The 26,507-nt window shown below is 58.1% G+C and carries 20 protein-coding genes; 15 read left to right on the top strand and 5 right to left on the bottom strand.

Annotation, left to right across the window (positions count from 1 at the left end; translation table 11 throughout):
* Positions 1 to 73: 73 nt before the first annotated feature.
* Positions 74 to 2,245, bottom strand: a complete 2,172-nt coding sequence (gene uvrD, locus D9N14_RS15260; protein ID WP_290581222.1) for a DNA helicase II — start codon at positions 2,243 to 2,245, stop codon at positions 74 to 76.
* Between the two features lie 340 nt (positions 2,246 to 2,585).
* Here uvrD and D9N14_RS15255 point away from each other — a divergent pair, with 340 nt between their 5' ends.
* The 4 genes from D9N14_RS15255 (at position 2,586) to D9N14_RS15240 (ending at position 8,342) form a co-directional block, all read left to right on the top strand.
* Positions 2,586 to 4,529, top strand: a complete 1,944-nt coding sequence (locus D9N14_RS15255; protein WP_317622631.1) for a DUF1302 domain-containing protein — start codon at positions 2,586 to 2,588, stop codon at positions 4,527 to 4,529.
* A 21-nt stretch (positions 4,530 to 4,550) separates the two neighbouring features.
* Positions 4,551 to 5,933: a DUF1329 domain-containing protein gene (locus tag D9N14_RS15250; RefSeq protein ID WP_411267945.1), complete on the top strand. Its 1,383-nt coding sequence runs from the start codon at positions 4,551 to 4,553 to the stop codon at positions 5,931 to 5,933.
* A gap of 324 nt (positions 5,934 to 6,257) precedes the next feature.
* Positions 6,258 to 7,814, top strand: a complete 1,557-nt coding sequence (locus D9N14_RS15245; RefSeq protein ID WP_290581218.1) for a hypothetical protein — start codon at positions 6,258 to 6,260, stop codon at positions 7,812 to 7,814.
* 18 nt (positions 7,815 to 7,832) lie between these two features.
* Positions 7,833 to 8,342 (top strand): hypothetical protein, encoded by a 510-nt coding sequence (locus D9N14_RS15240; RefSeq protein WP_290581217.1) that lies wholly within the window; start codon positions 7,833 to 7,835, stop codon positions 8,340 to 8,342.
* 9 nt (positions 8,343 to 8,351) lie between these two features.
* Here D9N14_RS15240 and D9N14_RS15235 read toward each other — a convergent pair whose 3' ends face one another.
* A complete protein-coding gene (locus D9N14_RS15235) occupies positions 8,352 to 8,873 on the bottom strand; it encodes a hypothetical protein (protein ID WP_290581215.1) in 522 nt (173 codons plus the stop codon).
* A gap of 102 nt (positions 8,874 to 8,975) precedes the next feature.
* On the bottom strand, positions 8,976 to 10,256 hold the full coding sequence (locus D9N14_RS15230) for a hypothetical protein (RefSeq protein WP_290581213.1): 1,281 nt from the start codon (positions 10,254 to 10,256) through the stop codon (positions 8,976 to 8,978).
* 154 nt (positions 10,257 to 10,410) lie between these two features.
* Here D9N14_RS15230 and D9N14_RS15225 point away from each other — a divergent pair, with 154 nt between their 5' ends.
* From D9N14_RS15225 to D9N14_RS15180, 10 genes are all read left to right on the top strand, one after another.
* Positions 10,411 to 12,207, top strand: a complete 1,797-nt coding sequence (locus D9N14_RS15225) for a diguanylate cyclase (RefSeq protein ID WP_290581211.1) — start codon at positions 10,411 to 10,413, stop codon at positions 12,205 to 12,207.
* Between the two features lie 112 nt (positions 12,208 to 12,319).
* Complete coding sequence (locus tag D9N14_RS15220; protein WP_290581209.1) at positions 12,320 to 13,936, top strand: methyl-accepting chemotaxis protein; 1,617 nt, start codon at positions 12,320 to 12,322, stop codon at positions 13,934 to 13,936.
* Positions 13,937 to 13,948: 12 nt separating this feature from the next.
* Positions 13,949 to 14,998, top strand: coding sequence for a cytochrome-c peroxidase (locus D9N14_RS15215; protein WP_290581207.1), 1,050 nt, complete (start codon positions 13,949 to 13,951; stop codon positions 14,996 to 14,998).
* A 19-nt stretch (positions 14,999 to 15,017) separates the two neighbouring features.
* Positions 15,018 to 15,335 carry a plastocyanin/azurin family copper-binding protein gene (locus D9N14_RS15210; protein ID WP_290581205.1) on the top strand — a complete coding sequence of 106 codons (318 nt, stop codon included), beginning with the start codon at positions 15,018 to 15,020 and terminating at the stop codon, positions 15,333 to 15,335.
* Between the two features lie 4 nt (positions 15,336 to 15,339).
* Positions 15,340 to 16,038 (top strand): c-type cytochrome, encoded by a 699-nt coding sequence (locus tag D9N14_RS15205; protein ID WP_290581203.1) that lies wholly within the window; start codon positions 15,340 to 15,342, stop codon positions 16,036 to 16,038.
* 3 nt (positions 16,039 to 16,041) lie between these two features.
* Positions 16,042 to 16,986, top strand: coding sequence for a protein-methionine-sulfoxide reductase catalytic subunit MsrP (msrP, locus tag D9N14_RS15200; protein WP_290581201.1), 945 nt, complete (start codon positions 16,042 to 16,044; stop codon positions 16,984 to 16,986).
* Complete coding sequence (locus D9N14_RS15195; protein WP_290581199.1) at positions 16,986 to 17,675, top strand: sulfite oxidase heme-binding subunit YedZ; 690 nt, start codon at positions 16,986 to 16,988, stop codon at positions 17,673 to 17,675. The genes msrP and D9N14_RS15195 overlap by 1 nt, the downstream gene beginning before the upstream one ends.
* A 96-nt stretch (positions 17,676 to 17,771) precedes the next feature.
* Positions 17,772 to 18,935, top strand: a complete 1,164-nt coding sequence (locus tag D9N14_RS15190) for an iron-containing alcohol dehydrogenase (RefSeq protein ID WP_290581197.1) — start codon at positions 17,772 to 17,774, stop codon at positions 18,933 to 18,935.
* A gap of 29 nt (positions 18,936 to 18,964) precedes the next feature.
* Complete coding sequence (locus D9N14_RS15185) at positions 18,965 to 19,417, top strand: acyl-CoA thioesterase (protein ID WP_411267944.1); 453 nt, start codon at positions 18,965 to 18,967, stop codon at positions 19,415 to 19,417.
* Between the two features lie 19 nt (positions 19,418 to 19,436).
* Positions 19,437 to 20,870, top strand: coding sequence for an aldehyde dehydrogenase family protein (locus D9N14_RS15180; protein ID WP_290581195.1), 1,434 nt, complete (start codon positions 19,437 to 19,439; stop codon positions 20,868 to 20,870).
* Between the two features lie 11 nt (positions 20,871 to 20,881).
* Here the strand turns inward: D9N14_RS15180 and D9N14_RS15175 are convergent, their stop codons facing one another.
* Positions 20,882 to 23,065 (bottom strand): ATP-binding protein, encoded by a 2,184-nt coding sequence (locus D9N14_RS15175; protein WP_290581193.1) that lies wholly within the window; start codon positions 23,063 to 23,065, stop codon positions 20,882 to 20,884.
* Between the two features lie 91 nt (positions 23,066 to 23,156).
* Here D9N14_RS15175 and D9N14_RS15170 point away from each other — a divergent pair, with 91 nt between their 5' ends.
* Positions 23,157 to 25,850: a cation-translocating P-type ATPase gene (locus D9N14_RS15170; RefSeq protein WP_290581191.1), complete on the top strand. Its 2,694-nt coding sequence runs from the start codon at positions 23,157 to 23,159 to the stop codon at positions 25,848 to 25,850.
* On the opposite strand, the gene D9N14_RS15165 is transcribed toward D9N14_RS15170, so the two are convergent.
* Entirely contained in the window at positions 25,839 to 26,471 is a 633-nt protein-coding gene (locus tag D9N14_RS15165; RefSeq protein ID WP_290581189.1) for a TetR family transcriptional regulator, read from the bottom strand. The two genes, D9N14_RS15170 and D9N14_RS15165, sit on opposite strands and share 12 nt — an antisense overlap.
* Positions 26,472 to 26,507: the final 36 nt, after the last annotated feature.

Raw genomic sequence — 26,507 nt, 5'->3', positions numbered from 1 at the left:
TGTTTTTTGGTGCCTGAAAGGCTCTCTATTTCAGCGCCGGGAGTCAAGCCCCGGATGCGAGCGAAAATCCCCGTTACAGCAACTCCAGGCGAGCGTACTGGGCCACCAGCCACTTCTCCCCAGCCCCGGCGAAATTGACCCGCACCCGGGCATTGGGCCCCAGGCCCTCGCAACCCATGATAACCCCGTCACCAAATTTGGGATGACGCACCGAACGCCCCAGACGATAAGGTGCATCCGGCTCCTGCACCCGGTAACCGCCGCTGGGCGCAATGGGGCGGGTGATCTTGGCCGCCGCCCGCACCTCCTGCAGGCAGTGCGGGGGGATCTCGCGGATAAACCGCGACGGTGCATGCAGGGCTTCCGAACCGTAGATGCGTCGGCTTTCCGCATGGGTGATAAAGAGTTTCTTCATGGCCCGGGTAATGCCGACGTAGGCAAGCCGGCGTTCCTCCTCCATGCGACCCAGATCCTCTGCCGACTGCATGGACGGAAACAGCCCCTCTTCCACCCCGGTCATGAACACCACGGGAAACTCCAGGCCCTTGGCGGAGTGCAGCGTCATCATCTGCACGCAGTCTTCGTCCGCCTCTGCCTGGGTGTCCCCCGCTTCCAGCGCGGCGTGATCCAGAAACGCCGCCAGTGAGGCGCCGGTTTCCTCGCCGCTGTTACCTGCACCGTTGATTTCGAATTCACGGGTGGCACTGATCAGTTCTTTGATGTTTTCCACCCGCGCCTCACCCCGGTCACCTTTCTCGTTCTGGTGATAGGGAATCAGGCCCGACGCCTCGATCACCCGCTCTGCCTGTTCCGACAAACCCAGGCCGCGGACTTCCTGGTCGAGCTGTTCCACCATGGCCATGAATTCCGCCAGGGATTTTCCCGCCTTGGTGGACAACTCCCGATGCTGCAACACCATCAGGCTGGCCTGCCACAGGGGAATCTTGAGCTCGCGGGCCGTGAGCCGGATGCGCTCCAGGGATTTTTCCCCCAGGCCCCGGGGTGGCGTATTCACCACCCGTTCGAACGCAGCGTCGTCATCCCGATGCTGGATCAGCCGCAGATACGCCAGGGCGTTTTTGATTTCCAGCCGCTCAAAAAACCGGTGGCCACCGTAAATTCGGTAAGGAATCCCGGCCCGCAGCATAGCCTCCTCCAGCACCCGCGACTGGGCATTGGAGCGATACAGGATGGCCATGTCGCTGCGCCGCATTCCCTGCTGCAAACCCTGCTGAATGCGCTCCGCCACAAAGCGGGCTTCGTCCACTTCGTTAAACCCGGCATACAGGAAAATGGGTTCGCCGTCATCACCGGAGGTCCACAGCTGTTTGCCAAGGCGATCCCGGTTGTTGGCGATGACGCCATTGGCGGCGTTCAGGATGGTGGCGGTGGAGCGGTAGTTCTGTTCCAGCCGCACCACTTCCGTCCGACCGAAGTCATCGCCGAAGGAACGAATGTTCTCGATGCGGGCACCGCGCCAGCCGTAAATGGACTGGTCGTCATCGCCCACAATGGTGATGGGTACCGTGTTGCCCGCCAGCATCTGCAGCCAGGCATACTGAATGCGGTTGGTGTCCTGAAACTCGTCCACCAGAATATGACGGAAGCGCCGTTGGTAATGGGCCAACAACTGGGGTTGCTGCAACCACAATTCGTGACTGCGCAACAACAACTCGGCAAAATCCACCATGCCACCCCGCTCACAGGCCTCCTGATATTGCCGGTAAACCGTGACCAGGGTTTTCTGATACAAATCGCCGTAATCGTCTATGTGATCCGGTCGCAAACCTTCATCTTTATTGCTGTTGATGAACGCCTGGGCCTGCTTGGGAGGCCAACGGGATTCATCCAGCTCCAGTTGCCGCATCACCCGCTTGACCAATCGCAACTGATCTTCGGAATCCAGAATCTGAAAGTTCTGCGGCAAACGGGCTTCTTCCCAATGCATACGCAGCAAACGATGCGCAAGACCGTGGAAGGTGCCCACCCACATGGAACCGCTGGGCGCCCGCAACAACCGTTCGATGCGGTGCCGCATCTCGGCGGCGGCCTTGTTGGTAAAGGTCACGGCCAGAATGCTGTGCGGCGATAAATGTTGTTCCTGAATCAACCAGGCGATGCGATGCACCAGTACCCGGGTCTTGCCGCTGCCGGCGCCGGCCAACACCAGCAAACGATCGGCCTCGGAGGTCACCGCTTGCGCCTGCGCACTGTTAAGAGACTGAACTAAAGAGGAATTTTGCATTGCCGCATTCTACTGTATTTGTTCCGGCAAGTGCCAAACATAATAAAAAACCGTCGGGGCTGGCGGTTTTCTCTATAAAACGCGCTAACTTTGACAAAAATCCATCAAATAGCGGCCATTTTGTAAAAAATGTCACAAGAAAATTTCACGTATTGTGTTTTTACGTATATATTTTTTGCTAACCAAAGTGCGAAGGTGCGTCTATCGAACTGGTATAACGATAACAATAAGAAAAACCCAATTTTGAAGCCCAAACCTTATTGTTGTCCCTCCTTTAATCGATTCCTGCACGGCTTGGTCTTCCATATAAAAATACCTACTTAAATGGAGTTCGACTCTAATGGCAATGAACAAACGTTTTAAGGTGACTGCTTTAGCCGCTGCCATAGCAGCTGCTGGGTCGGTTATACCGGCGTATGGTTTCGAATATGAAAAAGATGATTTTCGAATGCAGGTGGATACCACGGTTTCCGTAGGTGCGTCCTGGCGGGCCGATGATCGCGACTATCGGGGTGTGGGCGTAGCAAACGCAGCCGCTGCCGGCGAATCGCAAGCCCACCTGCACGGCACCAGCTCCCAGGACAACAGTAACCTGCTATGGCAAAAAGGCTCCACCTTTTCGGAAGTCGCCAAAGTCACTGTCGATATGGAGTTGAACTACAAAAACTACGGTGCGTTTGTGCGTGGTAAAGCTTTTTATGATCATCGCATTGTCAACGGCGATGGCCGCACCGACGAGCCGCCATTTTTTCCAGACAACCAACCCGCCCAAAGCGCCGGCACCAGTGCGGACATTCTGGATGCGTTCGTCTGGGGAGACTGGTGGTTGGGGGACAAGCCCCTGAACGTACGCCTGGGTAAACAGGTCATCAGCTGGGGCGAAGGCCTGTTCTTCCCCAACGGGATCAACTCCGTCAACCCGGTGGACGTCAACGCCCTGCTGGCACCCGGTTCTGAAGTCAAGGATGCGCTGATTCCGCTGAATGCATTGTATGCCTCCATTGGTTTGACTGAAGCCCTGACTCTGGAGGGTTTTGTTCTGTTTGAATGGAAAGAAACCCTGCTGCCCGAATGTGGCACGTTCTTCTCCACCACCGACCTGGCCGGCCCCAACTGCTATGGCGGCTTCTATCCCAGCGGTCTTGAAGTAGGCGCCCCGGGAGCCTCAACTGTGCACCTACCACGAGACAGCGACATGACGCCGGATGACGATGGTCAGTTCGGTATTGCGGCTCGTTACTTTGTGGATTCCATCGAAACGGAATTCGGCCTCTACTACATGAACTACCACTCCCGCCTGCCCATTGTATCCGGACACATGCCGGTACCCTCGGAACTGAACCCGGGGCTGACGGGACTGACCTTATCCCAGGTGCGAAACTTCCTGATCACTGGAAACCCGTTCGACTCAGGTACGCCTGCAGACGCTGGCAACCAGACCAACACTGCTGGCCTGTTCCCGGTCGCGGATATCGTGTCTGAGTACTCCGAAGACATCCAATTGCTGGGCGTCAGTTTCAACACCACCGTAGACTTTGGCCTGCCCGGCGGCGCCACCGCGTTCTCCGGAGAATTCAGCATGCGTAAGGATCAACCGTTCCAACTGGAAGACGGTGACACCCTGGCGGGTCTGCTGGGCTTGCCGTCACTGAGCTGTGCGGACGCCCCCACACCATACGATTGTTATACCAAGTATGAGCCGGGTGATTTTGCCTCCGGTGGTATCAAGCTGGACTACTATCAGGCGGAAATTGCCTTCATCCACTTCTTCGACCAGGTACTGGGGGCTTCCCGCTGGACTGCCATCCTGGACATCGCAGGTTCTTACGTGGATATGCCCAGTAAGGATGAAGCGCTGCTGAACAGCAGCTACAACGCGACGCTGTATCATCCTTATATCCCGGCCACTACGGTGTCCACCGGCTTGCCCTATGAAACTCTGCTGCAGCTGAGCCCTTCCCCTGCCACCAACTATGAAGATGAATATTACCCAACGAGTGGTGCCTGGGGTTACAAACTGCGCTTCAGCGGTGATTACAACAACGTCTTTGCAGGCATCAACCTGAGGCCCACCATCAGCTTCAGTCATGATGTGTACGGTACCACGCCAGGCCCAATCACCAATTTCCTGGAAGACCGCAAAGCCCTCGGCCTGGAGCTAGAAGGTGTGTATCTAAACACTTACTCCGTATCTGTAGCCTACACAGATTTCTACGGCGCCGAACCATATAACCAGATGGCTGATCGTGACTACTACACCATCAGCGCTCAAGCCTCATTCTAAGTTGTGGGGGGAAACAAGGATATGAATATGAAATCAACGCACAAATTGAAACTCCTGGCCGGCGCATTGTTGGCCACCTCTTTGGTAACAGCCCCAACCTTTGCCAAAGTACCCCAGGCAGAAGCCGATAAACTGGGCGGCAGCACCCTGACTCCCAGCGGCGCGGAAGTGGCGGGTAACGCCGACGGCACCATCCCCAAGTGGGATGGTGGCATGAAGGGCAACCCGGACTGTTACAAGGGGGGTGAATTCCTGTGTAATCCATTCCCGAACGACAAGCCCCTGTTCACCATCACAGCCGGCAACCTGGACCAGTATAAAGACAAACTGAGCCCGGGCCAGATCGCCATGTTCGAGAAATACCCGGATACCTATCGCATGCCGGTGTACCAGACCCGTCGTCCTTTTGTGATGCCTGACCGCATTGTGGCCCTGACCAAGAAAAACGCCCTGGAAGCCGAAACCGTGGGTGCCACCGGTCTGCGCGGCCTGAACCTGCAGGGGTTCCCGTTCCCGATTCCGCAAAATGGTCTGGAAGCCATCTGGAACCACATCGGCCGCTGGCGCGGTGATGCCCTGGAGCGCACCATCGGCCAGGTCACGCCCCAGGCTAACGGTGCCTACAGCATGGTCATGTTCAAGGATCAGCTGTCGATCACCAACCAGCTGACGGACTACACTCCCGGGGAAGATGACAACGTCATGTTCTACTTCAAGCAGCAGGTGACTGCGCCGGCGCGTCTGGCCGGTAACGTACTGCTGGTACATGAGACCATCGACCAGGTGAAAGAGCCCCGTCGGGCCTGGATCTATAACGCCGGCCAGCGTCGGGTACGTCGGGCACCCCAGGTGGCCTATGACGGTCCGGGTACCGCCTCAGACGGGATGCGTACCGCGGACAACTTTGACCTCTACAACGGCTCTCCCGACCGCTATGAGTGGACACTGAAAGGCAAGAAAGAGATGTATATTGCCTACAACGCCTACAAACTGGACGAGAAAGGGCTGCCTTATGACGACATGGTGAAACCCGGCCACATCAACCAGGACCTGACCCGCTATGAGCTGCATCGGGTTTGGGAAGTGGAAGGCAACCTGCGGGAAGGTACCCGTCACATCTATGCCAAACGGGTCTTCTTCCTGGATGAAGACACCTGGCTGGCGGGCGTGATCGACCACTACGACGGTCGGGGCAACCTGTGGCGGGTGGCGGAAGCGCACCAGATGTTCTACTACAACGTGGACGTCCAGGGTTACGCCATCGAGACCCTGTATGACCTGAACGCCGGTCGCTACCTGGCCCTGGGCTTCGAGAACAACGAAGCCAAAGGCACCAACTTCGACGTCAAGTTCTCCAAGACGGAATTCCAGCCTGCCGCCCTGCGCCGCAGTGGTGTTCGCTAGTCTCCTATCTTGGGTATAATGAGGGGGTGCTCTAAGCACCCCCTTTTTTATGCCTGACCGTTTTTTGTACAAACCTTTTACAGGGACGCCACAGTCTGTAACAGGCTGATATGGCACTATTAACGATGGGAAAACCCCAAACGGGTGAATTCCGTGGGGTTGCGCAGGAGAGAGAACCGTCTTATTCTGCCTTGTGAACCTGATCACATTCTGACTACACACAATCTGACTTGCCATATACTGCGAGCAACCAGGTCCGGGGCCGGAACAAGAATAAGAACGGTAGATTCGTTCAGGGAATAACTATAAGAAGTGTTGATACACATGGTGAGCTTTACTTTTTCTAACTTATTCAAGGTATTGGTACGCAATCAATACCGCTGGATCATCTTTCTGAGCTGCATGCTGTGGGGCACCGCCCACGCGGTGACACAGGCGCAAATCAACACCAGTGCGTCCACCGTCAAGCAGCTGAAACAGGAAGTCGCCAACACGGAAACCGCCATCCGCTCCCAGGAGAAAAACCTCTGGAGCCTGGACAAGCAGATTCTCGACAAGCGTAAATCCGTGCGCGAAGAACGCACAGAAGAACGCAAACTGTTTCACGAGGCCAAGCGCCAGCTGAAACTGCAGAATTTCGAGGTGGAACGGATTGAGAAAGACATCTCCCTGGTGGACTTTGATATTGATATCGTGCGTCGCGACCAGGAGCGGGACCAACAACGCCATGCCGCACTGAATGTGCTGAAGCAACGGCTGGCCCAGAGCGACTACGAAGCCCGGCAAAAAGACTACCAAAAGCAGATCGCGGACCTGGACAACAAAAAGCAGCCATTGCTGGCGGAATTGGAACGGGCCAAAACCAAACTGGCTGAACTGCAACAACAGCTCCAGACCCAGAAAGACGATGTGGATGACCACTCCATGGACGCGGACCCCCGCATCGCCTCCCTCATCAGCAAACGGGACAGTACTGCCCAGGAGCTGAACAATCTGCGTGCCCAACTGAATAATCAGCAAACCCGTTTACGCCAGGCCAACGACACCTTCAATCAACTGGTGACCCAGTTCAAGCAGGAACAAAGCGCACAGCAGAAATCCGCGCAGGCCAAAGCTGCAGTACCCAAAGCGGTAAGCGCTCCGGTGCGCCCCAAGGTGGCACTGGAAGGGGAGTTTGCCTCCTATGTGTTTGTCATCTCCGGCGACCAGGAGCCCAATATCGAAAGCACACTGCACCTGAAAAGCTGGGTGGAATCCTACGGCGCCAAGTACATCGAAGCCAACTGGAACGGTTTCGGCCAGGGTACCGGCCCCAATAACAGCCTGGGGTTCCAGGAGGCATTCCGTGAGTACGTACGCCAGATCCCCCAAAACAGCAAAATCATCCTGATCGGCCATGGCCTGGGCGGCGGTGCCGCCATCGAAGCCGCCACCCGCGTGGCCTACAGCGAGAAGCGCACCATCGATTTCCTGGCAGTACTGGACCCCATGGGCAGTGCCGGGCTGCGCGCCAATATTGTGTACGACACCCGCGGCGCCTGTGTGCGACCGGATCCCGGCAACACCATGACCAACGCCGAATACATTGCGTGCATCAAATCCGCCAAGAAGCGCATGATCACGTCCAACATCAAGTATTTCTATAACCGCTGGCAGAAAGACGCCCAGGGCCCGCTGGATTACCAGCGGCAGATTGCCAGCATCGACGCCAAAGGCAACGTGGTGAGCGTGCCCACCGCGTCCGGCCGATTCACCATTGAAAACGGCACCGAGGCGGATCAACGCCGGGTGTATTTCGCCGGTGACAAGGATGCCCATAAATTGCTGTTGGCCGAAGAAGCCAAGGTATTACCCAAACTGCTGGTTCAACACTTACGTTAAACAACGGGAGACGGTGTTATGAAAACAATAACAACAGGACTATGTTTAGCCGCTCTGCTGGGCTCCGCCACTGTCGCCATGGCGGACAGCACCATTGTCAAAGTGCCGCGGGAAAACGGTGCCGTACACCAGGAGTTCAAGAACCTGTTGAACGAGACCCTGAGTAAGTTCCGCTCCGGCATCGGCCGGGTGGAATTGGTGGGTAAAGCCGGCTCCAACACCACCTGCAACGCCAACTTCTATACCTCGGGAGAAACCACCTTTGTGACCATGGCGGTGGCGGACGGGGATTTCTACAACGAGTTTTACATCGATCACCCCCATCAGTCTTTCAAAAAGATCCTGTTCCAGAATCTGATCATGAGCGACGAGAACGTGGAACTGAAAGTGGTGCAGAGGGACGGAGGCTACTCCATCGTGACCGACGGCAAGAGCCTCAAGCTTTCCAGCAAGTCCCAGGGGGTGGAGAGCCCAACCTGCCAGTTTTCCCTGGCCCAGGCCACCCTGCACGAAGGGGAAACCGAATAGGTTTACCGGCTATTTAATGTCGTTGGGATCACCCACGAAATAGTAGGTTTTCCATTCATTGTGGAACACCGTGGGCGAGGATGCCGCCACCACCGTGATGACCGCGCTTTCGCCGGCCTTGGCGAACTCCGCTTTCACGCCCTCCCCCATATCCCGCTTGCCTTCTGTCAGCACCCACTCCGGCCCCAGGCACTGACGGGTCACAGCCTTGGCTTTGCCATAATGGTCCATGGCGGTTTCCTGGTTGGGTTCGGTCTGGGAGCAGACGTAACTGAACTTGTCAGCACTCCAGCCCCACACCTGACAGGCATCCCCCACCAGGTGATAGCGGGCTTTCCACACCTGCATGATTTTGGCATTGGATAGGGTGGTCTTCAGCTGCGGGAATCCGTGGCGATGTCCCTGCACCAGCGCCTCGATCTTCTCACAGTTGCTCATGGCCGCCACCTGGCTGTCCATGGCCGTCTCCTGGGTGGTGGTACAACCGCACAGCGCCGTTACCGCCATCACGCCCAACCATCGCTTCATCATTCGAAATTCCTTAATTCATGTGCCCGGTTTCAGATGCCTTATTTTGTATGTACCTTGTGACTCATGCGGATCGTCAAACGCTCTGCATTCCAGCCAGCCCCGCTACAGCGCCCGCACCTCCAGATCCGGCAGGGTTCGGGTGTAGGGCGCAAATTCATTGGGATCGCCCTCGAAGCCGTCGCTGATGAACATGCTCACCACAAACCCGATGAAGCCGCTCATGGGGAATTCATCGATGCCGTAGCCCACATTGGGCATCTGGCCGGGGAACACTTCCGGCGGATCATCGTTCTCCAGATCATCCTTGTACAGCAGGGACATGGGCTCATCAAAATCCCCCAGATAATCCACAAAGGCTAAAATATCCAGATTTCGCTTTGAAGTCACCCAGATCCAGTTGGAAGCGGGATTCAGGCCGGCCTTGATCATGGCCAGCTCGTTGTCGTCCACCACGCCGTCCACTGTGGCGGGGTGATCGGGCCACTCGGAGGTATAGGTGTTGGCACCCAGCAGGCGGTTGGCGTCGATGGACATGGTGAGGGTCGGGTCCACCAGCAGCTTGCGCCGCAGTTCCGGAATGATGCCACGCACGTCGTACATGATGGATTTGGGATAATGGTGGATCTGCAGGCTGAGCTGGAGGATGGAGACCCCGAACAGGTAAAGATTGAAATCCAGCTGGGTGGTGGTGCGGATGGGGCCGATGATTTCGCCGGTGGGCAGGGCAATCATCTGGTCATTGTTGAGTTCGGTATCGGTCACTGAGGTGAGGATGCCGGTGTTGAGCCGCAGCTTCATGGAATCCAGGGGTCGCTCACCCACGTAATTGACGTAGCTGAAATCATCCCATTTCAGGTGGTTTTTCTTGTTGTAACGCAAACTGTAGAAATCGGTCTCCACCAGGCCCAATTCCGCGCTGTAGCGTACATACTGTTCCTCGGAGCGCAGGCGGGAATTGCGCACCAGATAGACGAAGCGTTCCACGCCATTCACATCGCGAGTGACGATTTCTGCTGCCATTTCACCGTCGTAGGGGGCTCTTGGGTCCCGGCGCGGGCCCGCATCCTTGAACAGGAACAGGATTTTATCGGTGCCATCCATAAGGTCGGGGCTCCCCGCCATGGGCACGTGCCAGCCTTCGAAATAGATGGCACCACCGGTATTGTACTGATCGATCTGGAACGGGATGGGCTCCATCACCCCGTCCACCATGGCAGCCAGGGACAGCTCTTCCAGTTTCCAGCCCAGCACCCAGGGGATGTCTTCGCCTTCCAATGAGATCACCTTGAACGCATCAATCTGTGGCAGGGGGGGCACCAGGGCGTGGCTTTGGGCAGAGATGATCAGACTGAGCAGCACGAGGGCATATTTCGCTAAATTCATACGAACGACCTGTTTAGTTGTTATTCTTATAACCACTGCCTATTGTACACCCCCAAGACCCAAAATTAACCCCTGCCCGGCGCAGCGAATAACCGCTTCCGACAGAGGGTGCTATTCTTAAGCGTGACCTCGCTATCTATGTGTAAACCGGCTTATGCACCGATACTTTATTGGCTTTTTGTTTCTCGCGCTGCAGGTGTTGAGCGCCCACGGCTCGCCCCTGCTATTGGACGACACTGGCAATGGTATCAGTCTGAACCCGGCACTCAGCTATCTGGAGGACCCGGACAGCCGGCTGCAGCTCGATGAACTTCTCGCTCACCCGCAGCAATGGACCCAGAACGGCGAGAAAACCTTCAACAAAAGTTACAACGAATCCAGCTGGTGGCTGAAGCTGGAGATCGACAACCCCACCGAGCGCACCCAATCCCGCCTGTTAGAAATCAGTTACCCGGTGCTGGATTACATTGACGTGTACCTGTTCTCCGGCGACAACCTTATTGCCCAGCACCAGTTGGGGGACAAATACCCCTACCACAAGCGGCTGTTCGATCATCGCAATTTTATTATTCCCCTCAACTGGGAGCCGCAGCAGCACCTCACGGTGTACCTGAGGGTCAAAACCAGCAGCGCGGTGCAGGTGCCGGTGACCCTGTGGGATGAACAGTCCTTCTTTGGGTTTGATACCACCCGCACCATTCTGCAGGGCATTTTTTTCGGCACCATGATCGTAATCGCCGCCTACAACCTGCTGATCTTTTTTGTGCTGGGGGAGCGGACCTATTTACTGTACGTGGGGTATGTGCTCTGCATGCCCTTGTTCCTGGCCAGCCTGGGAGGGTACTCCTTCCGCTACCTGTGGCCCACTTTCACCCAGTGGAATGACCAGTCCATCATTGTGTTCCTGTCCGGCGTGGTGATTTTTGGTGCGTCTTTCACCCGCAGTTTTCTAAAAGTACGGAGTTACTCGCCTGCCATCGACCGGGCCCTGGTGGTGTTCTGGGGCGGCAGTATCCTGCTGGCGGTGAGCGCGTTCTTCCTCCCCTATCACTACAACATCGTTGCCCTGATCATCTGGGCGGCCGGGGCCTGCATTACCGCGCTGCTGTCCGGCTGCGTATGCTGGTACAAGGGGCAGATCACCGCCAAATACTACACCATCGCCTGGACCTCCATGTTATCCGGCGGCCTGATCCTGGCCATGAACAAGGCCGGCATCCTGCCGACCAACTTATTCACCGAATACGGCACCCACATCGGCTCGGCCCTGGAGGTGGTGCTGTTGTCTTTTGCACTGGCGGAACGCATCAATGCCGAGCGCCGGATGCGCTATGAAGCCCAGGAACACGCCCTGATCGCCACCCAGCGGGCCAATGAGGAACTGGAAGGCCGGGTGCAGGAACGCACCCGCGAATTGGAGGACCTGACCCGACAGCTGCGGGATCTGAGCAACACCGACCAACTCACCGGCCTGCATAACCGTCGTCATCTGGATTCCGTGATGCTGGAGGAATGGGAACGGGGCAAGCGTTACCAGCGCCCGCTGGCGGTCATTCTGATGGACATCGACCACTTCAAGAACGTAAACGACACCCACGGCCACCCGGTGGGGGACGACTGCCTGCAGGAAGTGGCCAAGCGGGTTCAGGCCGGGGTGCGCTGGCCTACGGATTTCGCCTCCCGTTATGGCGGTGAAGAGTTCTGCATCATTCTGCCGGAAACCGAGGTGGAGGGTGCGCTCACGGTGGCCGAGCGCATCCGCACCCTGATCGAAAGCGACCCGATTCTGACCCGCAACGGCCCCCTGCCCATCACCATCAGCGCCGGCGTTCATTCCCTGGTGCCGGACGCCAACAATACCCCACAATCTTTGTTGGAACAGGCGGACATGGCCCTGTACCAGGCCAAACAGCAGGGCCGCAACCGGGTGTGCCCACGCCAGGCAGCCTGACATCCCGCCGGGCCCTGCCGCCTTGCCCCCTGGTAATAGCCTGTACCAATCGGCTTGATAGGCAGTCCTCATCAACTATGCTGAAAAGTATCATCCATTTTGTGTAGTCGTTATGTCCTGGCTGAAGCATATTTCCTGGCGTTACAAATTGATTGCCATGTGCGTGATGCCCGCCCTGGTGGCCGTAGGCTGCGTTTTGCTGGCGGGTTTCACCCTCACCCAGCAGAATCAGGCCCTGACCCAGGCCATTGAGGAATCCCAGCAGCGTCAGCACCAGGCCAACAGCACCCTGATGGCCATCATGCGGCTGCAGCGGGATCTGCAGGCCCTGATCGCCTCCAACACCCCGGAGCTGATCCGGGAAAACGCCATCGCCACCATCAAGGCCTCCTCCACCCTGGACGAGCAGATCCAGCGCCTGGAAGAAACCATCCCCGACAGCGACGCGGTGAAAACCCTGAAGCAGGAGCTGGCGGACCTGCGGCCGCTGCAAATGAAAGTCATCGGCTATGGCAAAAAGAACCGGGATGACGATGCCAACGCGGCCTTCAAGACCATCGCGCCGCAGACGGCCCGCATCATCAGCAATGCCCAGAACATCCTGGACAACGAATTCAAAAAACTCACCGGCCTGACGGAAACCAATCGGGAACGCAACGCCACCATCATGACCAGCCTGGCCACCTGGACCCTGCTGGGTCTGTTGCTGACAGCGGTGATTGCCTGCATCCTGATTCGCCAATTGGTGTCCTCCATGGGCCGCATTCAGGATTCCATGGGTCGTTTCGCCAAGGGCGACCTCAACATTGATCTGCGTGAAAGTGGCAGCGATGAGGTCTCACGGACCTTTGAAGCCATCAACTCGGCGGTGCAAGCCACCAGCCGCATTGTGAACAACCTGCAAAGCCAGTCCGGACAACTGGATGCCAGCGCCGGGCAGGTGAATCACAGCGCCCACACCGCTGCCGCCAATGCGCAACAGGTGGCCAGCCACGTGTTGTCCATCAACGACAAGGTGTCGCAGCTGCTGCAGATCGCCAACCAGGTCAGCACCATTCTGGAGAGCAGCAGTAACGACGCCGAAGACACCGCCAAAAGCTGCGCCGAAGCCAACCTCCGCATCATTGAATCCGCCCAGCTGCAGCAACAGTTTGAATCCCAGGTGCATTCATTGTCGCGGCAAATCACCACCCTGTCGGAATCCGCCAATTCCATCACCAGCATCGCGGTCACCATTCAGAGTGTGTCAGAACAGACCAATCTGCTGGCATTGAATGCTGCCATTGAAGCCGCCCGCGCCGGTGAGCAGGGGCGGGGCTTTGCCGTGGTGGCCGATGAAGTAAGGGCACTGGCCAATCGCAGTGGGGAGGCGGTCAAGGAGATCTCCGGCCTGGCCTCCACCATGACCCATCACTTCCAACAGGTTACCGATTTACTGGAAGTGGTGAACACCGAATTGCAAAGCAATCTGGCCCTGTTCGAACACAGTGCCAACGATGTGAAGCGGGCCAACGAGCATTCTGATCATTCCCGCCAACAAATCCTGTCCGCCCTGAATATCAACCGCTCGCAATTGCAGGGTATTGATGACATTCACCATCACATCGAGCAACTACAGGAAATCAGCGATTCGGCACTGAGCAGCGCTTCGCAAATGGACGAGCTGTCCAACAACCTGTCCGCGTCCTCCAATACGCTGACGAATATGGTGTCTTTTTTCAAACAATAACAAGGAGGTTCTATGAACAACCGATACCGGGCGGCCGCCTTTGGCCTGTGGTGCACCATCATCAGTGGACTGGCGCTGGCCGACAGCGACTATGTGTACAAAGCCGGAGACCCGAGCCTGCAGGAGTGGTTGCTGCCCGCCGTTCCTTACCCGAAAAACAATGCCCCCAGTGCAGAGCGGGCCAGCCTGGGCAAGATGCTGTTTTTTGATCCGCGCTTGAGCGGTGACGGCAACATGTCCTGCGCCACCTGTCACAGTCCGTTGTTCGGCTGGTCTGACGGCCTGCCCACTGCCAAGGGCTTCAAGAGCAAGGTTCTGGGCCGCGCCTCCCCCACGGTCACCAACACCGCCTACAACCACCTGCAAATGTGGGACGGCCGCAAAAAATCCCTGGAAGACCAGGCCATTGGCCCCATGTTGTCCAGCGCGGAAATGAATGTGGACCTGTCGATGGCGCTGCGCTTTTTGCAGAACAATGCCACGTATGTGGCGGCATTTGAACGGGCTTATCCGGGCCAGGGCATTACCGATGAAACCCTGGCCATGGCCATCGCCAATTTTGAAAGAACCGTGATCAGCAACAACTCCCCCTTTGATCGCTGGATAAAGGGGGATGCAAAAGCAATGACGGCGCAGCAGGTGAATGGCTTCAAACTGTTTGTGGACCCGGCCAAAGGCAACTGTGCCGTGTGCCATTCCGCCCCCAATTTCACCGACAATGGTTTCCACAACATTGGGCTGGATTCCTGGGGAATGGAAAATCCGGACATGGGCCGCTATGCCATCAAACCCATCGGCCTGATGAAGGGGGCTTTCAAAACCCCGACCCTGCGCGACATCACCCTGACTGCACCGTATTTTCACGACGGCTCGGCCATGACGTTGAAGGACGTGGTGGATCACTATGAAACCGGCGGCACCGTGACCACCAACCTGTCCCCCAACATGAAAAAGCTCAGCCTTTCCCAACAGGAAAAAGCAGACCTGGTGGAATTCATGAAAGCGCTGACCACGCCGCCCGAACCATTTGCACTGCCCGTTCTGCCACCCAACACCTTTTGACCGGACAAGGAGTCTTACCATGCACACCCGTTTACTCTTGATCGTTCCCACCCTGTTGTTCAGCACCAATCTGCTGGCCGAGCAATTCGAAGTAGGCCAGAAGGATAAAAAATTCACCCAGGATCAGCTCACCATAAAAGTGGGTGACACCGTCAAGTTCACCAACAACGATCCGTTTTTCCACAACGTGTTCAGTCTGAGCGACGCCGAGATGTTTGATCTGGGGTCGTATCCCCAGGGCGAATCCCGTGACGTCACCTTCGAGACGGCCGGTGAAGTGGAAGTGGAATGCGCGATCCACCCGGAAATGCGGATGACCATTCAGGTACAGGAATAGACTCATGTGGATACAAGGGATTGTACTGCTCATTGCCGCGGGCCTGACGCTGTTCAGTCATTCGCTTCCGGCCCAGGCGGCTTACGATGACCCCACTCCCAGCGTAGAGCTGGGTGCCAAGGTTTACGCTGCCCGCTGCGTGCTGTGCCACGGCGGCAAGGGCATGGGTGAGGGAATACTCCCGATGCGACTGAAGGAGTATCCCAACACATCTCTGCTCACCGGGCGGGTGGCGCAGGACCGGGCCGGCGTGCTGAACGCCACCGTGCTGGGGCCCCACTACCGCGACCTGTCCCACTATATGCCACCCTTCGGCAAGGAGCTGAGCTGGAGCGAACTGGAATCCGTTTCCGATTTCGTGATGTTGCTGCGTACGGATAAAACCCGCGCCTACGCTCTGCTGGAAAATGTCGACAGCGGCCGCACGGCGGACCGTAAGTTGGGGCAACAGATTTACAGCACCCGCTGTGTGCTGTGCCATGGCCAGTTCGGTGAGGGGGATGGTCGCATGTCCAAACTGCTGAAAACGCCACCGCCGGCTGACCTGACCGCGTCGCGACTGCCGGATCAATATCTGAAGGACATCATTGTGAAAGGCGGGGAAGCGGTGGGCCGGTCCAAACACATGCCGCCCTGGGGTGATCAACTGACCGATGCAGAGATCAATTCACTGATGCTGTACCTGAAAGCCATTCGGGACTGAACAATGGGATGGCAGTATCTAATCCCACCGGCCAGTCAGATCACCGACCCGAAGGTGTTCCAGCAACGCCGCCGGTTGTTGCAGGCCCTGCCCCTGGCGGGATTGGGCCTGGCTCTGCCGCAACTGGGCCAGGGCAGCGAGGCCTGTCCGGCGCCGTCCGCAGCGCACAGCATCGTGCCGCCCATCGCCGAACCCGCCAGCCCCATTACCCCCAAAAAATACGCCACCGGCTACAACAACTATTATGAATTCTCCACCGACAAGGAAGCGGTGCGCATCCTGGCCCGCCGCCTGACCTTGTCGCCCTGGGAGCTGACCCTGTCCGGCGCCGTGGCAAAGCCCCTGACGTTGGATCTGGACGCCATTGCCAAATTGTGCCCGGTGGAACGCATCTATCGATTTCGATGCGTGGAAGGCTGGTCCATGGTGGTGCCCTGGCAGGGTGTCATGCTCAAGGATATCATCGCCCTGGCGCAACCCCTGTCCAACGCGCGTTATGTGCGGTTCCGCGCCATCGTCAATCCCAAAGAGATGATCGGCCAGCGCCATCCCACCCTGGACTGGCCCTACGAGGAAGCTCTGCGCCTGGACGAAGCCATGCACCCCCTAACCCTGCTGGCCACTGGCCTGTACGGCGCCAGCCTGCCACCGCAGAACGGCGCCCCACTGCGCTTGGTGGTGCCCTGGAAATACGGTTTCAAGAGCATCAAGGCGGTACAACACATTGAACTGCTGACGGAACAACCCACCACCACCTGGCAACGGGCCGCGCCCCGGGAATACGGCTTTTACGCCAACGTCAATCCGGAGGTGGCCCATCCCCGCTGGAGTCAGCGCCGGGAAGTACCCCTGGGCCAGAGCCGCAAACAGCCTACCCTGATGTTCAATGGTTACGCCGAACAGGTGGCGCACTTGTACCAGGGCCTCGATCTGCAGCAACACTACTGATGGCCCTGTTGCGTTGGTGCAATCAAAACGATCACTGGTTCCGCCTGGGACTGTTCCTGTTCAGCTTGATTCCGGGCCTGTTGTTGCTGCGGGATACCCTGGGGGATGGCCTGGGCTTCAATCCGTTCGAGGCCCTCATCGCCCGCACCGGCTTCTGGGCCATGTTCTACCTGCTGCTGACCCTGGCCATTACCCCCCTGCGGCGCTGGCTGGGCTTTCTCTGCAAACGGCTCCGGTTGAAATTCGGTAAGCGGCTGGCGGACTGGAATTTCCTGATCAAGTCGCGGCGCATGCTGGGCCTGTTCAGCTTTTTCTATCTGAGCTGGCATGCGGGCATCTATCTGCACCTGGAACTGGACTGGAATATGGGCTGGTGGTGGCAGGACCTGCGCGAGCGCCCCTTCCTGCAAATGGGCCTGCTGGCCTGGATACTGTCTTTACTGCTGGCCCTGACCTCGCCCCAATGGGCCCGCCGCACCCTCGGCAAACGCTGGCGACAACTGCACCGGGCCATGTACCCCCTGAGCATACTGGCGGTGGCCCATGTCCTGATGGAGGCCAAGGTGGGGGAACAGGAAGGCCTGGTCTACGCCACCCTTTGTGTCACGCTGTTGCTGCACCGTCTGCTGGTGAACACCATAAACCGCTGGCAGCGGGCCGATGATGACGGTTTAGAGGCCAAACGCTGATATTTGATGGCCTGTTTACCCAGGTTTTTGTCCCATCTGCCGCAAACGGACGTGATAAAATAGGGCAACTCCGTCAATTTTGAGGTGCCCACTCCCATGCAGGCATTCACATTCTCCACCACCAAAACCATCATCAACGAACCCGGCAGTGCCCGCCAGCTTGGCGCCCTGTGTCAACAACAGGGGGCCCGGGCGGTCATGCTGGTGACCGATGCCGGCATCATCAAGGCCGGGCTGCTGGAACGGGTGTTGCCCAGCTTCGAGGCCGTCGGCGTGCAGGTGCAGGTCTATGACGCGGTGGAACCGGACCCGGCGGACAGCACCGTGCTGGAAGCAGTCAGCGCCGCCCGCGCCCTGGGGGCCGACCTGGTGGTGGGGTTCGGCGGCGGCAGTTCCATGGACGTGGCCAAACTGGTGGCCATCCTCGCCCACCCCCAGTGCAACCAGTCCCTGGCGGACATGTACGGGGTGGGCAATGCCAAGGAGCCGCGCCTGCCCCTGATCCAGGTGCCCACCACCGCCGGCACCGGTTCTGAAGTCACCCCCATTGCCATCGTCACCACCGGTGAAACCACCAAGGCCGGTGTGGTATCGCCGGTGTTGCAACCGGACATCGCCCTGCTGGATGCGGAACTCACCGTGGGCCTGCCGGCCCATGTCACCGCCGCCACCGGCATCGACGCCATGGTGCACGCCATTGAAGCCTACACGTCTGTGCACAAGAAAAATCCGCTGTCGGATATGCTGGCCAAGGAAGCATTGCGTCTGTTGTCACGCAATATTCTCACTGCCGTGCGCATCGGCACCGATGTGGAAGCCCGCAGCAATATGCTGCTGGGTGCCCTGTTGGCGGGGCAAGCGTTTGCCAATGCACCGGTGGCCGCAGTGCACGCCCTGGCCTACCCCCTGGGAGGACACTTCCACATACCCCATGGCCTCAGCAACTCGCTGGTGTTGCCCCACGTCATGCGCTTCAATGCTCCCAGCGCGAAGTCACTTTATGCTGAGCTGGCACCGATCATCATGGGTGAGGATTTTGTCGCAGGCGGTGATGACGTGGTCACCGACAAATTGATTCAATGGATTGAAACCCTGATTGCAAAAGTGTCCCTGCCCAATCGTTTGCGGGATTGCGACGTGCCGGAGGATTTCATCGCCACCCTGGCATCCGATGCCATGGCACAACAACGGCTGTTGGTGAATAATCCACGGCAAGTAACCGAGCAGGATGCATTCGCCATTTACCAGGCCGCCTGGTAATTCATTTTATTGAACAAAGAAGTAATGACATGAGCGACAACAAAGCCATCGACAAACCCATTGCCCGCAGCGATTACAAACTTTTTTATCCCATCACCACCCGCTGGATGGACAACGATATTTATGGTCACGTGAACAACGTAACCTATTATTCCTACTTTGATTCTGCCGTAAACCGTTACCTGATCGAAAAAGGCGGTCTGGATATTCAGAATGCACCGGTGGTAGGGTATGTGGTAAATTCCAGCTGCAGCTACCTTTCCGGCATCGCCTACCCCGATGAGATCGAAGCGGGTTTACGGGTCAATAAATTAGGCAACAGTTCCGTCACCTACGGCGTCGGTATTTTCAAACAGGGTGAAGACACCGCTTGCGCGTTCGGAGATTTTATTCACGTGTTTGTGAACCGGGCCGAGAACAAGTCTGTACCCATACCGGCGGAGATTCGCAGCGCACTGGAACAACTTGTGATGGCACCTTAAAGACCAAGGCAGAAACCCCATGCTGAAAAAAGAATACCCCTATTACCTGGCCAACGAGGCGGTGTACGCCAACCAGGATTTGAAAATCTACGACAAGTACAGCGGCGAACTGGCAGCGGTTGCCCCCCTGGCCACACCGGATGTACTGGATCAGGCCATCGGCGCCGCCTGTGATGCCGCCGAGGCCATGGCCAAGATGCCCATGTTTGAACGGCAGGCGGTGCTGGAGCATTGCGTTACCCGTTTCCGCGAACGCTTTGATGAGCTGGCCTATGCCCTGTGTGTGGAAGCCGGCAAACCCATCAACGACGCCAAGGGCGAAGTCACGCGCCTGATCGACACCTTTAAGATCGCGGCCGAAGAAACCGCACGCCAATACGGCGAAACCATTCCCCTGGACATCAGCGCCCGTGCCAAAGGCTACAGCGGCATGACCAAGCGGGTGCCCATCGGCCCCTGTGCGTTCATCAGCCCGTTTAATTTTCCGTTGAATCTGGCGGCCCATAAAGTCGCACCGGCCATCGCCGCCGGCTGCCCCTTTGTGTTGAAGCCCGCCAGCCTCACCCCCATCGGCGCCATCCTGATCGGCGAAATCCTCGCGGAAACCAATTTGCCGAAAGGCGCGTTTTCCATTCTGCCCTGCCGCCGTGACAGCGCCGACCTGCTCACCGAAGACGACCGTTTGAAACTGTTGAGTTTTACCGGCTCCCCCGATGTGGGTTGGCAGTTGAAAGCCCGCGCCGGCAAAAAACCGGTGGTGCTGGAACTGGGCGGCAACGCCGCCTGTGTAGTGGACAAAGACTGGGACCTGGAAGACGCCGTGGCGCGCATTATTTTTGGTGCGTTCTATCAATCCGGCCAAAGCTGCATTGGCGTGCAACGGATTTACGTACACCGCGATGTGTACGCCACGTTCAAAGAAAAACTGGTGGCAAAAACCAAGGCGCTGAAGAGTGGTGATCCCAAAGATCCGCAAACGTTCATTGGCCCCATGATCAGCGAAGCGGAAGCCTCGCGCCTGCACGGCTGGATCAACGACGCGGTGGCCGCCGGTGCCACCCTGTTGTGTGGCGGTGATCGCGAAGGCACCATGCTGCAGGCCACGCTGTTGGAGAACGTGGATTCCTCCCAGGCCGTGTGTGCAGAAGAAGCCTTCGGCCCGGTGGCCGTGCTGGCGCCGTTCGATGATTTCGATGTGGTGATCAAGGACATCAACAACAGCCGCTTCGGTTTGCAGGCCGGTATCTTCACCCGGGATCTGTATCAGGCACAAAAAGCCTGGGACGAACTGGAAGTGGGCGGCGTGGTGATTGGCGACATTCCCTCCTGGCGCGTGGATCACATGCCCTACGGTGGCGTTAAAGACAGTGGCCTGGGCCGCGAAGGCATCCGCTGGGCCATGGAAGACATGACGGAACTGCGCCTCATGGTCATCCGCAATCCGTTCCAGTAATCAACCTTCAATCAGCCTTCCCTGGGTTGCGCGCTCTGTGCTGTAGCAGAGCGCGCCGCCTTCAAAATTTTTTCCCGCAACACATTCATTTCCACCGGCTTGGAAATATGATCGTCCATGCCCGCCGCCAGGCAACTGTCGATGTGTTCCTTCATGGCATGGGCGGTCAGGGCAATGATCGGTGTTCGAACCCAGTTTTCCGCTTGTTCCTGTTGCCGGATACGGCGGGTGGCAGCCTCGCCGTCCATCACCGGCATTTCGCAATCCATCAGGATCACATCAAACTCATCGTGGGCCTGGGCATATTCGGCGCAGGCCTGGCGGCCGTTCTGTGCCACCTGATAACGGGCACCCAACTTGTCCAACATGCTGGTGATCACTTTCTGGTTGATGTCGTTGTCTTCGGCCACCAACACCGAGCAGCCTGACAACTCCGACCGCAATGCGCTCATTTGCGCGGCGGGATGGTGTTCATCGAGCAGCCCCAGGGCCTGGGCCAGGGGTTTTCTGAACTGAAACGCACACACCGGTTTGGTCATCACGCTGAAACTGTAGCTTGGATACTCCTCTGAACACAGCACCAGACATTCAATCCCGTGGGAACGACACAAAGACTGCAACTGCTCCACCACCAGGGGGTCCAGATCGCTGTTGCTGTCCAGGTCCAGCACCACCACATCACAACCGTGGTCCGCGGTGGACAAGCGGGTGATGGCCTGGCTCACCTGACGTTCGTTCTCCACCTGGATACCCCAGTGCTGCAGATGCCGACTCAACTCCATGCCGTAATGACTGGGGCGCCCGGTGAGCAACAGGCACACGCCGTTAAAACGCGGCAGGGGCTCCACGGTCTCCACTGCCGCAGCGGTTTCATAGTAGATGGTGAAACTGAAGGTGGAGCCCTGCCGTGGCGCGCTGTCCACTGTGATGTCCCCACCCATCAGCTCGATCAGGGATTTGGAAATACTCAAACCCAGACCACTGCCACCGTATTCCCGGGTGATGGAGCTGTCCGCCTGTTGGAACGGTTTGAACAGTTTGGCCTGCTGCACCTGGGAGATGCCAATACCGGTATCCAGAATGGTGAACGCCAGCTCGCCGCCATCGAGGGTGTCCGGGCCTTTTTCCACTTTCACTTCCACCCGCCCCACCCGGGTGAATTTGAAGGCGTTGCCGATCAGGTTCAATAACACCTGACGCAAGCGTGAGGGATCACCTTTCACATGGGTCGGCACATCCGGGTCCACACACACCACAAACTCGATGCTGTTTTTGTCGGCGGTGGATTTGAAAATGGTGGCGATCTCGGCACAGAGGGCATACACATCAAAGTCGGTTTTTTCCAGGGTGACGCGACCGGCTTCGATTTTGGAATAATCCAGGATGTCGTTGATCACATTCAACAGCGAGCGGCTGGAGTAGGAAATCACATCCACAAAGTTTTTCTGTTCCTTGCTCAGGGAAGTGGTCTGCAGCATTTCCGCCATGCCAATCACCCCGTTCATGGGGGTGCGGATTTCATGGCTCATGGTGGCAATGAAACGGCTTTTGGCCTGGCTCTGCAAATCCGCCTGCTGCACTTTGATGCTGGACTCACGCTCAATGATTTTGGCGCTTTTCCAGGTGCGGTAGCGGTAACTGTTCATGAGAAAAATAAAGAAGGTCACAATCATGGACGCCACCACCACATCGTTGACGGTGTAGCGCACCCGGGTCTGGGTCAGATCCACCCCCACATAGCTTGCCGAAACCAGTAACGCCAATAACCCCAGCGCCAGGCTGGACAGGGCGTAGGGCACCCGCAATGGCGCCATCGGGATCAAACAGGTCACCAGCACAAAGCCAGAGACATAGGTGGGGTCCACGGCGGTCAATCCGGTGATGGCACCACAGGCACCGGTCAGGTACCAACCCCACAGCACCAGCAGAATCTGATTGCGTTCCCGAAAATAGCGTACACGTCGCAGCATCAACACGATGACACTCACCACCACCAGCCCCCAGCGCAACATCACAATGGCGCCCTGCTCCGGATGCAACAGGGTATCCACCGGAATGTAGCTGAGCCAAGTGAGGGACATGGCACAACTGAACAACAGCACCCAACCGGCATGGTGGTGCAGTTCATCATTGAAGGTTGCCGACAGGGAATCGCGCCCCATTCCGAACAACGCTGAGTGTTTAAACCGTTTCATCCATTCCATTGCTTAATACATCCCAAATTGCCATGATGACTGCGCGTTCAGAAACACCCTCCTGTTCCAACCAGACGGATTACCATTGTACATGGGGAAACTGCATTCTCACACTTTGACCGACGCCTTTGCCCGACTCAGCTCCGGTCCCGAAGGCCTCAGCGCGGAGACCGCCGCGCAACGCTTGCAGGAGTTCGGGCCCAACCGCATGCCCGAGGTCAAACCCCGCCCGTCCTGGCACCGACTCCTGGCCCAGTTCAATAACGTATTGATCTACGTGTTGCTGGCGAGCGCGACGCTCTCCCTGCTGCTGCAGCATTATGTGGATGCCGCGGTGATCTACGCCGTGGTGCTGGTCAACGCCCTCATCGGTTTCATCCAGGAAGGCAAAGCCGAGGCGGCACTGCGGGCCATTCACCGCATGGTGCGCACGGAGTGCCGGGTGTGGCGCAACGGCCACATTGTCAGCCTGGACAGCGAACAGCTGGTGCCCGGCGACGTGATTCTGCTGCAATCCGGCGACCGGGTAGCGGCGGATGTGCGACTGTTTGAAATCAAGGATTTACACTGCGACGAATCGGCTCTCACCGGCGAATCCCAGCCCGTCAGCAAGCGCGACGCCGCGTTGGCAGAGACCACGGTTCTGGCCGAGCGCAGCAACATGGCGTTCATGGGCACCCTGGTCACCTACGGCAGCGCCCAGGGCCTGGTGAGCGACACCGGCCGCAATACCGAACTGGGCAACATCGGTGAACTGGTGAAACAGGCGGAGGTGCCGCAAACACCCCTGACCCGGCGCCTGCACCAGTTTGCCCGCCAGCTGACCTATCTGATCCTGGGGTTGTCCGGGGTATTGATGCTGTTCGGCGTCTGGGTACGTCACTATGATCTGCTGGCCATGTTCCAGGCGGCGGTGGGAATCGCGGTGGCGGCCGTACCGGAAGGGTTACCGGCGGTGGTCACCATCACTCTGGCGGTGGGCGTGCAGAAGATGGCCCGCCACCGGGCCCTGGTGCGCAAACTGCCCTCGGTGGAAGTGCTGGGTTCGGTGTCGGTGATCTGTTCCGACAAAACCGGCACCCTCACCCGCAATGAAATGACCGCTACCCAGGTTGTCTTCGCCGACCAGGCACTGACGGTGACCGGCACGGGTTACGGCGATAACGGTAACGTGCAGGCCGGCGCGCAGGCCTGGCGCTGTGGCGATCACCCCCAGCTGGACTGTCTCAGCCGCATTGCCCTGCTCTGCAACACGGCGTCGGTCACCAAACAGGAGAACCTCTGGCAATTGAGCGGCGACCCCACGGAAGGCGCCTTGGTGAGCCTGGCCCTGAAAGCCGGATTGACGCCGGAGCAGGTGCGCCAAACCTGGCACCGACATGATCTGCTGCCGTTTGAATCCGAACGCCGCTACATGGCCACCCTGCAACACGATCACACCGGCCAGCACGAGATCCTGGTGAAGGGCGGCCCGGATCGGTTGCTGCCGTTTTGCCATCAGCAGCTGGAGCAGGCCGGGCCCCAGCCCCTGGACCCGGCGTTCTGGAATCAGGCCATCGAATCCCTGGCCAAAGACGGACTCAGAGTGATGGCCCTGGCCTATAAACCGGTGCCGGAGATGACTGAACTGCAGTATGCCGATGCGGAGTCCGGCCTGATTCTGGTGGGCCTGGTGGGCATTACCGATCCCCCGCGGGAGGAAGCCATCGCCGCCATCCGCCAGTGTCAAAGCGCGGGTATCCGCGTCAAGATGATCACCGGGGACAACCCACACACAGCCGGGGCCATCGCCCGCCAGCTGGGTCTGCAGGCCAACCGGGTGATGACCGGAGCGGAGCTGGATCAGATCGATCCGGAGCAGTTTCCGCAACGGGTGCAGGAATGCGATGTCTACGCCCGTACCAGCCCGGAACACAAGCTGCGCATCGTGCAGGCCCTGCAACAACAGCAGCAGGTGGTGGCCATGACCGGCGATGGCGTCAACGATGCCCCGGCCCTGCGCAAAGCGGACATCGGCATCGCCATGGGCCGCAAGGGCACCGACGCCGCCAAGGACGCCAGCGACATCGTGCTCACCGACGACAATTTTGCCACCCTGGTGCAGGCGGTGCGGGAAGGCCGTACTGTGTACGACAACATCGTCAAAGCCATCCTCTTCATTCTGCCCACCAGCCTGGCGGAAGCCAGCGTCATCAGCGTGGCCATCCTGCTGGGGCTGGTGCTGCCCATCACCCCGGCGCAGATCCTGTGGGTGAACATGATCACCGCCATTACCCTGGCCCTGGCCCTGAGTTTTGAGCCGGCGGAGCCCCACATCATGAGCCTGGGCCCACGCCCGCCGCAACAGGGGTTGATGACCGCAGCGGTGTTGCAGCGTCTGCTGATCGTGGGTGCGCTGGGCAGCGTGCTGGTGTTTGGATTGTTTTACTGGTCACTGCAACAGGGTGACAGCGTGGAGCAGGCCCGCACCCTGGCGGTAAACGCCCTGGTGTTCTACGAAATTTTTTATCTGTTCAACTGCCGCAGCCATCGCCCCCTGTGGCAACACAGCCAGCCCCTGGGCGGCTGGCCAGTCTGGCTGGCGGTGAGCGCGGTGGTGATCCTGCAGATGCTGTTTAACTACCTGCCGGGTTTCAAGGAGTTGTTCCAGTCCCAGGGGTTGAGTCCACAACAGTGGTTATGGGTGATTGGCGGGGCCGGCGGTATTATGGTGCTGGTGGAGTTGGGCAAAGCCGCCGCGTTGCATTTGAGGAAACACGAGCGGCGGCGCAATTCAGTCCCGTAACGCTGTGCTGGATCCCAGCATGTCGAAGAAGCCATCCATCATACGCATGCCATCGCGATGCAGGTCGAACGACTCCGGTTCCAACAGCCAACTGCGCATGATGCCTTTGGTGTAGGAAAGATAGGCATTCACCGCCAGCGGCACATTGGTGGACGCAGGCAACTGCCCCAGACGCACGGCATTGGCAAAGGTGCGCTCGAAGCGCTCCCGGAACGCTTCCCGCACCCGGGCATCCCGATCGATGATCGGCCCCAGCTGCTCCACAAACTCACACTTGTTAAAGAGAATATCGAACACCCGATGGTGGTGCAGGTCAGTGGCCACTTTCAGGAAAAAGTAGTCCACGGTTTTGCGCAGCTCCCCCATGGGGTCGGCCACCCCATCTTCAGCCCCCGCCGCAATCATGGTTTCCATGGGCAACCGCACCCGCTCGCACATGGCTTCAAACAGATCCGCCTTGTTTTTGAAATGCCAGTAAATGGCGCCCCGGGTGACGCCGGCAGCCGAGGCAATGTCCGCCAGGGTGGTGCCCGATACTCCTTTCTGGTTAAACACGCACTCAGCCGTATCCAGCAGGAGGTTGCGGGTCTCCAACGCTTCTTCTTTGGTTTTTTTCACCATGACTCGTTTACTTTTGTCTATACTCTATATCAATTA

This window comes from Ketobacter sp., assembly GCF_003671495.1.
GTDB lineage: Bacteria > Pseudomonadota > Gammaproteobacteria > Pseudomonadales > Ketobacteraceae > Ketobacter.
Note: the sequence above shows the minus strand (reverse complement) of the source record. Positions and strands in the feature narration are given on the sequence as shown.

Bases quoted from the DNA above. Each gene is read 5' to 3' on its own strand.
- uvrD (WP_290581222.1), bottom strand. From the start codon at position 2,245: ATGCAAAATTCCTCTTTAGTTCAGTCTCTTAACAGTGCGCAGGCGCAA.
- D9N14_RS15255 (WP_317622631.1), top strand. From the start codon at position 2,586: ATGGCAATGAACAAACGTTTTAAGGTGACTGCTTTAGCCGCTGCCATA.
- D9N14_RS15250 (WP_411267945.1), top strand. From the start codon at position 4,551: ATGAATATGAAATCAACGCACAAATTGAAACTCCTGGCCGGCGCATTG.
- D9N14_RS15245 (WP_290581218.1), top strand. From the start codon at position 6,258: ATGGTGAGCTTTACTTTTTCTAACTTATTCAAGGTATTGGTACGCAAT.
- D9N14_RS15240 (WP_290581217.1), top strand. From the start codon at position 7,833: ATGAAAACAATAACAACAGGACTATGTTTAGCCGCTCTGCTGGGCTCC.
- D9N14_RS15235 (WP_290581215.1), bottom strand. From the start codon at position 8,873: ATGATGAAGCGATGGTTGGGCGTGATGGCGGTAACGGCGCTGTGCGGT.
- D9N14_RS15230 (WP_290581213.1), bottom strand. From the start codon at position 10,256: ATGAATTTAGCGAAATATGCCCTCGTGCTGCTCAGTCTGATCATCTCT.
- D9N14_RS15225 (WP_290581211.1), top strand. From the start codon at position 10,411: ATGCACCGATACTTTATTGGCTTTTTGTTTCTCGCGCTGCAGGTGTTG.
- D9N14_RS15220 (WP_290581209.1), top strand. From the start codon at position 12,320: ATGTCCTGGCTGAAGCATATTTCCTGGCGTTACAAATTGATTGCCATG.
- D9N14_RS15215 (WP_290581207.1), top strand. From the start codon at position 13,949: ATGAACAACCGATACCGGGCGGCCGCCTTTGGCCTGTGGTGCACCATC.
- D9N14_RS15210 (WP_290581205.1), top strand. From the start codon at position 15,018: ATGCACACCCGTTTACTCTTGATCGTTCCCACCCTGTTGTTCAGCACC.
- D9N14_RS15205 (WP_290581203.1), top strand. From the start codon at position 15,340: ATGTGGATACAAGGGATTGTACTGCTCATTGCCGCGGGCCTGACGCTG.
- msrP (WP_290581201.1), top strand. From the start codon at position 16,042: ATGGGATGGCAGTATCTAATCCCACCGGCCAGTCAGATCACCGACCCG.
- D9N14_RS15195 (WP_290581199.1), top strand. From the start codon at position 16,986: ATGGCCCTGTTGCGTTGGTGCAATCAAAACGATCACTGGTTCCGCCTG.
- D9N14_RS15190 (WP_290581197.1), top strand. From the start codon at position 17,772: ATGCAGGCATTCACATTCTCCACCACCAAAACCATCATCAACGAACCC.
- D9N14_RS15185 (WP_411267944.1), top strand. From the start codon at position 18,965: ATGAGCGACAACAAAGCCATCGACAAACCCATTGCCCGCAGCGATTAC.
- D9N14_RS15180 (WP_290581195.1), top strand. From the start codon at position 19,437: ATGCTGAAAAAAGAATACCCCTATTACCTGGCCAACGAGGCGGTGTAC.
- D9N14_RS15175 (WP_290581193.1), bottom strand. From the start codon at position 23,065: ATGAAACGGTTTAAACACTCAGCGTTGTTCGGAATGGGGCGCGATTCC.
- D9N14_RS15170 (WP_290581191.1), top strand. From the start codon at position 23,157: ATGGGGAAACTGCATTCTCACACTTTGACCGACGCCTTTGCCCGACTC.
- D9N14_RS15165 (WP_290581189.1), bottom strand. From the start codon at position 26,471: ATGGTGAAAAAAACCAAAGAAGAAGCGTTGGAGACCCGCAACCTCCTG.